Origin of the sequence: Burkholderia sp. AU31652, from assembly GCF_002223155.1 — a bacterium.
Taxonomy (GTDB): Bacteria; Pseudomonadota; Gammaproteobacteria; order Burkholderiales; family Burkholderiaceae; genus Burkholderia.
In genome coordinates, this window is the sequence record NZ_NKFG01000005.1 from 2,687,728 (window position 1) to 2,700,843 (window position 13,116).

7 protein-coding genes are annotated in these 13,116 nt (G+C 64.4%); 5 read left to right on the top strand and 2 right to left on the bottom strand.

Annotation, left to right across the window (positions count from 1 at the left end; all coding sequences use genetic code 11):
• Window positions 1-337: 337 nt before the first annotated feature.
• Complete coding sequence (locus CFB40_RS29610; RefSeq protein ID WP_089426752.1) at window positions 338-1,126, bottom strand: GNAT family N-acetyltransferase; 789 nt, start codon at window positions 1,124-1,126, stop codon at window positions 338-340.
• A 279-nt stretch (window positions 1,127-1,405) separates the two neighbouring features.
• Between CFB40_RS29610 and CFB40_RS29615 the strand changes: the two genes are divergently transcribed.
• The 4 genes from CFB40_RS29615 (at window position 1,406) to CFB40_RS29630 (ending at window position 4,118) form a co-directional block, all read left to right on the top strand.
• Window positions 1,406-1,711, top strand: coding sequence for an NIPSNAP family protein (locus CFB40_RS29615; RefSeq protein WP_089426751.1), 306 nt, complete (start codon window positions 1,406-1,408; stop codon window positions 1,709-1,711).
• Window positions 1,712-2,022: 311 nt separating this feature from the next.
• On the top strand, window positions 2,023-2,673 hold the full coding sequence (locus tag CFB40_RS29620) for an NADPH-dependent FMN reductase (protein ID WP_089433181.1): 651 nt from the start codon (window positions 2,023-2,025) through the stop codon (window positions 2,671-2,673).
• 228 nt (window positions 2,674-2,901) lie between these two features.
• Window positions 2,902-3,120: a hypothetical protein gene (locus tag CFB40_RS29625; protein WP_011354057.1), complete on the top strand. Its 219-nt coding sequence runs from the start codon at window positions 2,902-2,904 to the stop codon at window positions 3,118-3,120.
• A gap of 95 nt (window positions 3,121-3,215) precedes the next feature.
• Window positions 3,216-4,118, top strand: coding sequence for an aminomethyltransferase (locus tag CFB40_RS29630; RefSeq protein WP_089426749.1), 903 nt, complete (start codon window positions 3,216-3,218; stop codon window positions 4,116-4,118).
• A 137-nt stretch (window positions 4,119-4,255) separates the two neighbouring features.
• Here the strand turns inward: CFB40_RS29630 and CFB40_RS38285 are convergent, their stop codons facing one another.
• Window positions 4,256-4,576, bottom strand: a complete 321-nt coding sequence (locus tag CFB40_RS38285) for a hypothetical protein (protein WP_143329903.1) — start codon at window positions 4,574-4,576, stop codon at window positions 4,256-4,258.
• Window positions 4,577-5,125: 549 nt separating this feature from the next.
• On the opposite strand from CFB40_RS38285, the gene CFB40_RS38290 reads away from it, so the two are divergent.
• Window positions 5,126-13,015, top strand: a complete 7,890-nt coding sequence (locus tag CFB40_RS38290; RefSeq protein ID WP_143329905.1) for an ESPR-type extended signal peptide-containing protein — start codon at window positions 5,126-5,128, stop codon at window positions 13,013-13,015.
• Window positions 13,016-13,116 lie beyond the last annotated feature (101 nt).

A 13,116-nucleotide genomic window follows, 5' to 3' on the forward strand; every position in this document is an offset into this window, starting at 1 on the left:
TGGCCGGGCTGCGCAGGGCGCGGACCTGTCACGGGCGAGAGAGACATGGCGGTTTCCTTTTGCCGGCACGCCCGCGCATCTACATCCGGCATCGGTCAGGCGAGCCGGCGGCCTTCGCGCATGCTCGCGTGCGGCTTTCGTTTCCACGCAACCATCTTATGAAGGTTCGCGTGAAGATCGCGGCAAAGGATCGCGTCGGGGTGTAAAAAGCGCGTAAACGTCCGTTTCGCCGCGGCGCGGCGGGGGTGTCTCAAGGGCCGTACACGAGCGGGAGCGCCACACTCCGCTCATCCGACGCTTACGCGGCAAAGCAGGAAAACGAACCGGTGCGCGGCGTTCAGCCGAACGTGTAGCGCCCGTGCTGACGCGGACGCCACGGCGACGAGCGGCAACTCGCGGCACCGGCCGCGCGTCGTGCCGCCCAGCCGGCGCCGCGGCGCACGTGCTGGCCGCGCCGGGCCACGGCGACCACGCGCGACGGCAACGCATACGCAAGACGCCGCACGGCCGCCACGCGCGCGGCCATGCGCGACGCCGGCGCCACCCGGCGCGCCACCTGCGCGACGGGCCGCTTGCAGAGGATCGCGCTGTCGTAGCGCTTGCCGTCGAAGCGCATCACGTCGACGACGTCGAAACCCTGCGCGCCGTAGAACGCGAGCAGGTGCGAAGCGGGATGCGGCGTATCGAGTGCGAGCAGCGTATAGCCGCGCAGCGCGGCCCACTGTTCGGCGAACGACAGCAGCAACGCGCCGATCCCGCGGCTCTGGCAATCGGGGTCCACCGCCACCTGCCGCACGCTCGCGACGCCTTCGCGCCGGTACAGCGAGCACGCCGACGACGGATCGGTCGCATACAGCGTGGCCGTGCCGATCACGCGCCCGCCGCACACGGCGACGTAGCACTCGCCCGCTTCCGCGCGGCGGCGCGTGACGTCCTCGCTCTGGTCGACGCACGTGCAGTTGAGTCCCATCGCACCGAGTCGCGCGAACGCGCGATGCAGCATCGGCGTGAGTTGTGCATAACTGTCGAAGGCCGGATCGAAACGCCGCACGATCACCCGATCGGCGCGCACGGAAGGCGGCGCGGCGGGTATGTGTTCGGCGATCGCGTTCCAGGGTATCGACATTGCCTTGCTCCGTGGTTGGGATGCCCGAAGTCTATGAGCGCGCCAGCCGCCCTCGCAAGAAAAAATGTCGTAAAAGTTTGGGGAAATGCGTGCGGGAGAGATGGTTGAAAAGGTGCGCGCCGCGGCGCTGCGCGGGTCGTTGCGAACGCATGAAAGCGCACCGATCGTTGTTTGCGCAAGCAACGCATCCCGCGGCCGAATCACTCGCCGGCGAACGCCGTTGACACATGCGGCGACGCCTTCCAGACTCGCGGGTTCCTTCCCTCACCGAGCGCGCTCATGATCACCTGCTACCTTCGCTACGTCATCGATCCGTACAAGCTCGACCAGTTCGAAACCTACGGCAGGATGTGGATTCCGCTCGTCGAAAAGTTCGGCGGCACGCATCACGGCTACTTCCTGCCGTCCGAAGGGGCGAACAACATCGCGCTCGCGATGTTCTCGTTCCCGAGCCTCGCCGAATACGAGCGCTACCGCGAACGCTCGATGGACGATCCGGCCTGCCAGGCCGCGTTCCGCTACGCGGAGGAAACACGCTGCATCGTCAGCTACGAGCGCAGCTTCTTCCGGCCGGTGTTCGAGTAACGGGCAACGGCCCCGCACATCGCGCCCCTTTTTCCAGACCGGGACGAAAAAAAGCCCCGCCTGCATCCGCGCGGCGGGGCCAACCCATGTCAGTAGAGACATCATGGAGGAGACGGGCCCATCTTATCGACCGCGGCCCGCCGTCCCAACCAAGCATTTCTGCTATCGATCTGGGCGGCCGCGCACACGATTGCCCCTGCCGCGCGGCATATCGATAGAACGAAAAGTCGTTTTCAGAGTGGCGGCGGGGTCGTTACCATCTGGTTTTAAGCCTGTGCTTAGCCGGGCAAGCCATCCCCCAGGAGCGCCCCTTGACTGCATTCGATCAACACCGCCGCCCGTTCGTCGTCGGCATTGGCGGTACCACCCGGGCAGCGTCGTCGACCGAACGCGCGCTGTCGTTCGCATTGCGCGGCGCGCAAGCGGCCGGCGCACGCACGCGGCTGTTCGACGGCCCGTTCCTGCATACGCTGCCGCACTACGCGCCCGAGCACAAAACGCTGACCGACGCGCAGCGCGAACTGATCGACGCCGTGCGCCAGGCCGACGCGATCATCATCGCGACGCCCGGCTATCACGGCGGCGTCTCCGGCCTCGTGAAGAACGCACTCGACACGCTCGAGGAACTGCGCGCGGACGATCGCCCGTATCTCGACGGCCGTGCGGTCGGCCTGATCGTCACGGCCTACGGCTGGCAGGCGGCCGGCACCGTGCTGACGTCGCTGCGTTCGATCGTGCACGCGCTGCGCGGCTGGCCGACGCCGTTCGGCGCGACCGTGAACACGCTCGAAACGCGCTTCGACAGCGCCGAGAGCTGCTCGGATCCGAAGGTCGTCGCGCAGCTCGAGACGGTCGGCACGCAGGCGGCCGAGTTCGCGCTCGCGTTCGCCTCGCATCGCGCGGCCTCGCATGCGGCATCGGTCGATGCGCTCGCACCCGTGCTGAAGATCGCCAACCAGTAATTTCCCCGCCTTCCACCGCCCGCGCCCGGACGATTCCATTCGCCGGCGCGGGCGGTGCACATTCGGACGAGCGGCCACGCGCCGTGTACGTCGACGCCTCTCCCTGCTGCCCTTTCCCCGCGCCGATAAGAATTCGGCCCGCCGCGTGATTTGCATTGGCCGAAAGATTGGTTCACGCCGCGGGCGGGTTTTCGTACGCTGAACCTCCGAACTTTCTCCGCGCACGCCATGAACCGTACGATCCGCTACAAGGGCTACGAAGTCGCCCCCGCTGCCGCCCGGTTGCCGAACGGGCTGTTCGCCGCCAACCTGACGATCGAGAAGGCGAGCGGCGGCCCGTCGCCGCGCGCCGTTTCGTTCGACGCGATCGATTTCTTCTTCGAGGAAGAGCACGCTCTGGCCTACGCGTCCCGCTGGGGCCGCCTCTGGGTCGACACGAACGCGTGACGCACGCCTGGCCGGCGTGCGCATGGCCGCTCGAAAATACGCGTTTACGGAAGCTATGCAAGAATCTTTCGACCCGTAATCGCATAACAACAGCCATGAGTGACACGCTGCAGGAACAGCATGCAGCAGCAGATCACGCAATGCGCAACTGGACCTTCGAGAGGCAAGGTCCGGTCCGGATCGGTTCCGATGCGCACATGCAGATGTTCTGCCGCATGCTGCTCGACACACACAATCCGTACAAGCCGGCCGTGATCGACTGGCCGGCGCTCACGCCCGCCGAGCTCAAACGGCTCACGTCGCTGCCGATCTGGGACATCGCGGTGCAGACCGAAGGCCGCGCATCGATTCGCGTGGCCACCTATGCGGCGACGATCGGCAATCCGCTATTGCGCCGCGCGCTCGAGATGGACGGCGGCGAGGAAGCGCGGCACAAGGTCGTGCTGTCGAAGCTCGTCGAGGCATACGGCATCCGGCTCGCCCCCGAGCCGGCCTACCCTGCACCGAAAGATCCCGAGTGGTGGTGGATCGTCACGGGCTTCAGCGAATGCATCGACAGCTTCTTCGCGTTCGGCCTGTTCCGTTCCGCGCAGCGCTCCGGCTATTTCCCGCCCGAACTCGTTGAAACCTTCGAGCCGGTGATCCAGGAAGAAGGCCGCCACATCCTGTTCTTCGTGAACTGGTACGCGTGGTACTGGCGCTCGCTCCCGTGGTGGCGCCGGCCGTGGTTCTTCGCGCGGGTCGCGGCCGTGTGGGTGCATTTGATCCGGGAGCGCATCGGCATCGCGCGCGGCATCGATTCCGACGGCGTCGCACGTGACGCGAACTTCCCGGCAACCGGCACCGCCGATATCGGCGACGCGCTCAATCCGCGCGAGCTGATCGAACTGTGTCTCGCCGAGAACGACCGGCGGATGGCCGGCTACGACAAGCGCCTGCTGCGCCCGCTGTTCGTGCCGCGCATGGCGCGATTCGCGCTGCGGTTTCTCAAGAAGTAAGGGCGCCGCGCCGGGCAGCAGCCCGGTTGCCCCGGTTGTCCGGTCGGGCAACCGGGCAACTCGAGGCCGCCCCATCGCACGCGGTGCGGAACCTCGCTGACTTTCATCGACCTGCTGATGTGGCGCGGCTGACACACTCACTCGCGCCCTTTTTTCTTCGGCGCTTCGGCACGCGCGGACAAATTGTCACACCCGGGATTTGACGTTTCGGGGACGTCGCCACCGATGCCGGACAGCCCTTTTAACAACCTGTCGCCGCCAGGCGCACCATCGACGTCGGTCACGCCTGCCAGACGGATTCGCCCCGTCGCCGAATCCCATCCGATTGTCACCATCATCGAAATAGTCAATAGGACAAATTCGAAAGATGAATGGTGATGGTTCGGCCCACCACCCTGTAGCACTTTTTTACAAATTGGACGGGCCAACCGGCCCGAAACGCCCGTCTCGCGGGCCATCGCAGTGGACCCGATGCGTAAATCAGCACAGCCAGATGTTCGATATTTCAAATTAATTTAATTTAAAGATAATCGATAAAATCAATATAAAAACGAAACACAAATCTTGAATTAACACATTAACAAGATGGGAATCACATTATCCCATGGCACATCCACATACATTACATAGCTGAAAGAATCCTCCGCTCCGCAAACGTTTGCTATTTCATCCATCTTACAATTGAGCGTCTCCGTTGTGTAACCCAACGCACAAAACTACCGTAAAGCCATGATTTTTATACGAAAAACCAATGCGCCCCCGTAAGTTTCAAACCCTGCACTAAACATTCTTACAACTTTCAAATACATTCCGCACAGATGCATCAAAACGCGACTTATTAACCATCCTTTAACTTTCAAAACCCGCTATTTATCACTTTTTATCAATCTGAAAAATCCCCCTCCAATAAACTCCGCCCATCAATTTTGAGATTCGCGCGAGCGCACGGAGTATTCCTCTAACAAAAGAGACCGGTGTGTGGCGTGCATATTTGGAGGTAGCAGGACATGAACCGCACATACCGCTCGATCTGGAACGAATCCCTCGGCGCGTGGGTCGCCGCATCGGAAATCGATTCGGCACGGGGCAAGCCGAACAAGTCGGCCGTCGTCAAGGCCGTCGCGGCCGCCATCATGGTCGCCGGGGCGGCCGGCGGCAACGTCGCCTATGCGCAGTGCTCGACATCCGGGTATAGCGCCGGGGGCGGCAATTCGACCAGCTCAACCTCGATCGCCATCGGCTCCGGCTCTTTCGGCTCGTGCGTGGCGGGCCAAAGCCCGACCGCCTCCAATGCCGGCGCGATTGCTATTGGCGCCAACTCGCCGAGCAACACGGTCGCCAGCGGATCGAACTCGACGGCTTTCGGTACGGGCTCATCGGCCACCAACACTGCCTCTTCCGCATTCGGCCAGGGCACGTCGGCAACCGGCCAGTTCGCCACCGCCGTTGGCAGCGGCACGAAGGCAACCGGCAACTATGCAACCGCCATGGGTAGCACCAGCGCGGTCAACGGCATTCAGACACTGGCGTCCGGCGCCGGCTCGACCGCGATCGGCAGCAACTCCACCGCGGGCGCACAGGCGACCGCGCAGGATTCGATCTCGATCGGCGGCCAATCGTCGGTCACCTCGAGCGCAACGTCCGGCATCGCGATCGGCCGTGGTGCGACGACGAACGGCGCCTACGGCATCGCACAGGGCGATGGCGTCGTTTCCGGTGCAACCGGCCAGAACGTCGCAATCGGCTCGTCGGGCACGACGGCCAACAGCGGTTCCGCAACTGGCGGCGCGGTGGCGATCGGTCGTTCGCAGACGGCCAGCGGCGACGGCGCGGTTGCGCTCGGCACCAGCAATTCGGCAAGCGGCACGGGCGCGGTCACGCTCGGCAACGGCAACTCGGCGAATGGCACCGGCGCGGTTGCGCTCGGCAGTGCCAACAGCGTGACGGGTGCGGGTTCGGTCGGTATCGGCAGCAGCGCCACGGCGGCTTACGCAGGTTCGACCGCAATCGGCGCTTCGTCGTATGCGGGCGGCTCTTCGGCACCGGCTTCCGCTTACGGCAACGGCAGCTCCGCGACGGCGAACTATGCGACCGCGATCGGCGTCAATGCCAGCGCGGCTGGCGGGGGCAGCGTGGCGCTTGGCGTGGCCACCGCAAGTGCGCTCCAGAGCGTGGCAATCGGCCAGCAATCCACGGCTTCCCAGGCAGGAAACATTTCGATCGGTTCGTTTGCGACGGCCAGCGGCAACGGCAATGCGGTCGCGATGGGATACCAGTCGACCGCTTCGGCCGGCAACGCGATGGCGCTCGGTTACCTGTCGACAGCCAACGTGGCAAATTCCGTTGCTCTTGGCAACAACTCGGCGACGATTGGTGCAGCGAACTCGGCGACCGGCGGCACAGGTTCGATCAGCTCCGCCACGATCGGTAGCCAGACGTTCGGCAACTTTGCCGGCGCAAGCGCTGCCAACGGCGTCGTCAGCGTCGGTACGGCGGGCAACGAGCGTCGCATCCAGAACGTTGCAGCGGGCCTCGTCACGTCGACCAGCACCGATGCGATCAACGGCAGCCAGCTCTATTCGGTAGCAAGCACGACGACGTCGAGCATCACGAGCCTGTCGACGTCGGCTTCGACCGGTTTGTCGTCGGCGAATAGCTCGATCACTTCGCTGTCGACTTCGACATCGACGGGTCTGTCGTCGGCCACCAGCTCGATCGGCTCGTTGTCGACCGGCCTGTCGTCGACCAATAGCTCGGTCACTTCGTTGTCGACTTCGACGTCGACGGGTCTGTCGTCGGCTACCAGCTCGATCGGTTCGCTGTCGACCGGCCTCTCGTCGACCAATAGCTCGGTCACTTCGCTGTCGACTTCCACGTCGACCGGCCTCTCGTCGGCTAACAGCTCGATCAAGTCGCTGTCCACGTCGACCTCGACGGGTCTGTCGTCGGCTACCAGCTCGATCGGCTCGCTCTCGACCGGTCTCTCGTCGACCAATAGCTCGGTCACTTCGCTGTCGACATCGACCTCGACCGGCCTGTCGTCGGCTACCAGCTCGATCGGCTCGTTGTCCACCGGTCTCTCGTCGACCAACAGCTCGGTCACTTCGCTGTCGTCTTCGACCTCGACCGGTCTGTCGTCGGCTACCAGCTCGATCGGCTCGCTCTCGACCGGCCTCTCGTCGACCAATAGCTCGGTCACTTCGCTGTCGACTTCGACCTCGACCGGCCTGTCGTCGGCCACCAGCTCGATCGGCTCGCTCTCGACCGGTCTCTCGTCGACCAATAGCTCGGTCACTTCGCTGTCGACTTCGACCTCGACCGGCCTGTCGTCGGCTACCAGCTCGATCGGCTCGCTCTCGACCGGTCTCTCGTCGACCAATAGCTCGGTCACTTCGCTGTCGACTTCCACGTCGACGGGTCTGTCGTCGGCCAATAGCTCGATTACCTCGCTGTCCACGTCCACGTCGACGAGCATCAACTCGCTGTCCACGTCCACGTCGACCGGTCTCTCGTCGGCCACCAGCTCGATTACCTCGCTGTCCACCTCGACCTCGACTGCGATCGAAGCCGCGAAGACGCACTACTACAGCGTCAACGACGGTGGTGTGCAGCAAGCCAACTACAACAACAACGGCGCAACGGGCATCAACTCGCTCGCCGCCGGTGTAGCCGCCACGGCCGCGGGCGCCAGCAGTGTCGCCGTCGGCAATGCTGCCAACGCAGCCGGCGCAAGCGGCGTCGCCGTCGGCAATGCTGCGAGCGCGAGCGCAAGCAACGCGGTCGCGATCGGCCCGAATGCCGTCGCGAGCAACGTCGGCAGCGTCGCGCTGGGCAGCGGCTCCACTACGGCCCCAGCCAACCCGACGCCTACCGGTACCGTCGGCGGCGTAACCAGCACGTTCGCGGGCGGTAATCCGACGAGCGTGGTCAGTGTTGGCAGCTCGACCAACCAGCGCCAGGTCACGAACGTTGCGGCCGGCGCGATCTCCGCGGCCAGTACCGACGCAATCAACGGCTCGCAGCTCTTTGCAACCAATGTGGCCGTGGATTCGCTGTCGACAACTGTGTCGTCGTCCAGCAGCGCAATCTCGTCGCTGTCGACCGGCCTGAGTTCGACCAACAGTTCGGTCTCGTCGCTGTCGACTTCCACGTCGACGGGGCTGTCGTCAGCCAACAGCTCGATTACGTCGCTGTCCACCTCGACCTCGACCGGCCTGTCGTCGGCCAACAGCTCGATCGGTTCGCTGTCCACCGGCCTCAGCTCGACGAATAGCTCGGTGACTTCGTTGTCGACCTCGACTTCGACCGGCTTGTCGTCGGCTAACAGCTCGATCACGTCGCTGTCGACGTCGACGTCGACGGGTCTGTCGTCGGCCAACAGCTCGATCACGTCGCTGTCCACCTCGACCTCGACCGGCCTGTCGTCGGCTAACAGCTCGATCACGTCGCTGTCGACGTCGACGTCGACGGGTCTGTCGTCGGCCAACAGCTCGATCGGTTCACTGTCCACCGGCCTCAGCTCGACGAATAGTTCGGTAACTTCGCTGTCGACCTCGACTTCGACCGGTCTGTCGTCGGCCAATAGCTCGATCACGTCGCTGTCCACTTCGACCTCGACCGGCTTGTCCTCGGCTAACAGCTCGATCACGTCGCTGTCCACGTCGACGTCGACCGGCTTGTCGTCGGCCAACAGCTCGATCACCTCGCTGTCGACCTCGACCTCGACCGGCTTGTCCTCGGCTAACAGCTCGATCACTTCGCTGTCCACGTCGACGTCGACGGGCCTGTCATCGGCCAACAGCTCGATCGGTTCGCTCTCGACCGGCCTCTCATCGACCAATAGCTCGGTCACCTCGCTGTCGACCTCGACGTCGACGGGCCTCTCGTCGGCTAACAGTTCGATCACGTCGCTGTCGACTTCCACCTCGACCGGTCTGTCCTCGGCTAACAGCTCGATCACGTCGCTGTCGACTTCAACGTCGACCGGCCTCTCGTCGGCTAACAGTTCGATCACGTCGCTGTCGACTTCGACCTCGACTGGTCTGTCGTCGGCAAACAGCTCGATCACGTCGCTGTCGACCTCGACCTCGACCGGCCTGTCGTCGGCAAACAGCTCGATCACATCGCTGTCGACTTCCACGTCGACCGGCCTCTCGTCGGCTAACAGTTCGATCACGTCGCTGTCGACTTCGACCTCGACTGGTCTGTCGTCGGCAAACAGCTCGATCACGTCGCTGTCGACCTCGACCTCGACCGGCCTGTCGTCGGCAAACAGCTCGATCACATCGCTGTCGACTTCCACGTCGACTGGCCTCTCGTCGGCTAACAGTTCGATCACGTCGCTGTCGACTTCGACCTCGACTGGTCTGTCGTCGGCAAACAGCTCGATCACATCGCTGTCGACTTCGACCTCGACCGGCCTGTCGTCGGCAAACAGCTCGATCACATCGCTGTCGACTTCCACGTCGACTGGCCTCTCGTCGGCTAACAGTTCGATCACGTCGCTGTCGACTTCGACCTCGACTGGTCTGTCGTCGGCTAACAGCTCGATCACATCGCTGTCGACTTCGACCTCGACCGGCCTGTCGTCGGCAAACAGCTCGATCGGTTCGCTCTCGACCGGCCTCTCGTCGACCAATAGCTCGGTCACCTCGCTGTCGACTTCCACGTCGACCGGTCTGTCGTCGGCCAATAGCTCGATCACGTCGCTGTCCACCTCGACCTCGACCGGCTTGTCCTCGGCCAACAGTTCGATCACCTCGCTCTCGACGTCGACCTCGACGGGCCTGTCATCGGCTAACAGCTCGATCACGTCGCTGTCCACGTCGACCTCGACCGGCTTGTCCTCGGCGAACAGCTCGATCACGTCGTTGTCGACCTCGACGTCGACGGGTCTCTCGTCGGCTAACAGCTCGATCGGTTCGCTGTCCACGGGTCTCAGCTCGACGGATAGTTCGGTGACCTCTCTGTCGACCTCGACCTCGACCGGCCTCTCGTCGGCTAATAGTTCGATCACGTCGCTTTCGACTTCGACGTCGACCGGCCTGTCCTCGGCTAACAGCTCGATCGGTTCGCTGTCCACGGGCCTCAGCTCGACGAATAGTTCGGTGACCTCGCTGTCGACTTCAACCTCGACTGGTTTGTCGTCGGCCAACAGCTCGATCAGTTCGCTGTCCACGGGCCTCAGCTCGACGGATAGTTCGGTGACCTCGCTGTCGACCTCGACCTCGACCGGTCTCTCGTCGGCGAACAGCTCGATCGGTTCGCTGTCCACGGGCCTCAGCTCGACGAATAGCTCGGTGACGTCGCTGTCGACTTCCACGTCGACCGGCCTGTCGTCGGCCAACAGCTCGATCGGTTCGCTGTCCACGGGCCTCAGCTCGACGAATAGCTCGGTGACGTCGCTGTCGACTTCGACCTCGACCGGCTTGTCGTCTGCGAACAGCTCGATCACCTCGTTGTCGACCTCGACCTCGACCGGTCTGTCCTCGGCTAACAGTTCGATCACGTCGCTGTCCACCTCCACGTCGACCGGTCTGTCGTCGGCGAATAGCTCGATTACGTCGCTGTCGACTTCCACGTCGACCGGTCTGTCCTCGGCCAACAGCTCGATCACCTCGCTGTCGACCTCGACCTCGACGGGCCTGTCTTCGGCAAATAGCTCGATCACGTCGTTGTCGACTTCCACGTCGACCGGCTTGTCGTCTGCTAACAGCTCGATCACCTCGCTGTCGACCTCGACGTCGACCGGTCTGTCCTCGGCTAACAGCTCGATCACGTCGCTGTCCACCTCCACGTCGACCGGCCTGTCGTCGGCTAACAGCTCGATCGGTTCGCTGTCCACGGGTCTCAGCTCGACCAATAGTTCGGTGACCTCGCTGTCGACTTCGACCTCGACGGGTCTGTCCTCGGCCAACAGCTCGATCACGTCGTTGTCGACCTCGACGTCAACGGGCCTCTCGTCGGCCAACAGCTCGATCGGTTCGCTGTCCACGGGCCTCAGCTCGACGAATAGTTCGGTCACCTCGCTGTCCACGTCGACCTCGACCGGCTTGTCCTCGGCGAACAGCTCCATCACCTCGCTGTCGACCTCGACCTCGACGGGCCTCTCGTCGGCCAACAGCTCGATCGGTTCGCTGTCCACGGGCCTCAGCTCGACGAATAGTTCGGTAATCTCGCTGTCGACTTCGACCTCGACCGGTCTGTCGTCGGCGACCAGCTCGATCACCTCGCTGTCGACCTCGACCTCGACCGCGATCAACGCCGCGAAGACGCACTACTACAGCGTCAACGACAACGGCGTGCAGCAAGCCAACTACGACAACACGGGCGCAACGGGCACCAACGCCCTCGCAGCCGGCGTGAACGCCAGCGCGGCAGGCGCCAGCAGCGTCGCGGTCGGCGACGGCTCGAACGCACAGTCGGCAGGCGCGGTCGCCATCGGCCAGAACGCCTCGGCAACGGGCGGCAAGGCCGTGTCGATCGGCTCCGGCAACACGGCAACCGGCGACGGCGCGGTCGCGATCGGCGACCCGAGCATCGCAACGGGTACCGGCGCGGTGGCGATGGGCGCGAACGACACGGCGACCGGCAACGGCGCAGTGGCGCTCGGCAACGCGAACACGGCCAACGGCGCGAGCGCGCTCGCCCTCGGCAACTCGAACCAGGCCACCGCGGACAACACGATCGCGCTCGGCAACCAGGCCACGGCAAGCGCCACCGGCGCGCAAGCGTACGGCTCGGCTGCGAAGGCAACCGCCGCCGACGCACTCGCCTTCGGCACGAACGCACAGGCCAACGTCGCCAACTCGATCGCGCTCGGCGCGAACTCGGTCACGAGCGCCGCGAACCCGACGTCGAGCGCCACGATCGGCGGTGTCACGTACCCCTTCGCAGGCGGCTCGCCGGTCGGCGTGGTGAGCGTCGGCGCACCGGGCCAGGAACGCCAGATCACGAACGTCGCCGCGGGCCGGATCTCGGCCAGCAGCACGGACGCGATCAACGGCAGCCAGCTCAACGCGACGAACAACGCGATCAACACGCTGTCGACGTCGACCGCGTCGAACGTCGCGTCGCTGTCGACGGGCATCAACTCGCTGTCCACCGGCCTGAGCGCGACGAACAGCAACGTGGCGTCGCTGTCCACGTCGACCTCGACCGCGATCAACTCGCTGTCGACGGGCCTGAGCACGACCAACAGCAACGTCAACTCGCTGTCGACGTCGACCTCGACCGGCATCGGCTCGCTGTCCACCGGCCTGAGCACGACGAACAGCAACGTGGCGTCGCTGTCGACCGGCGTGACCAACATCAACAACACGTTGAACTCGCTGTCGACGACGATCAACAACAACACGATTCGTTCCAACAACAACAACGGCGTCGCCGCCGACCTGAACGGCAAGGGCAACGACCTTCCGGTCGTCACCGCGGGTTCGAACTCGGTGGCGATCGGTGCGGGCTCCAACGACGGCGGCCGCTCGAACGTGGTGTCGGTCGGCAGCGACCAGCAGCAGCGCCAGATCACGAACGTCGCGCCGGGCACGCAAGGCACCGACGCGGTGAACGTGAACCAGCTGACGCAGGTGCAGACGACGCTGTCGACGGCACTGTCGGGCCAGCAGGCGCAGATCAACTCGCTGGGTTCGCAACTGCAGCAGACCGACCAGATGGCGAAGCAGGGTATCGCGGCCGTCGGCGCGATGGCATCGATCCCGCAGCTCGATCGCGATGCCAACTTCGGGATGGGCGTGGGTACGTCGACCTTCCTCGGCCAGAAGGCGATGGCGGTCAACATGCAGGCTCGCATCACGGAGAACCTGAAGGCGTCGATCAACGGCGGCTTCAGCGGCGGTCAGAAGGTGATCGGCGCCGGCATGCTGTACCAGTGGAAGTAACGCGTCGCGCCGCCAGGCCGCCCGGCTCGCCAGCCGGACGGCCCGCGGCGGCCCCGACGGCCGGACGAGCCCGCCGCGCCACCCGTGGCGGGCTTCAGTCA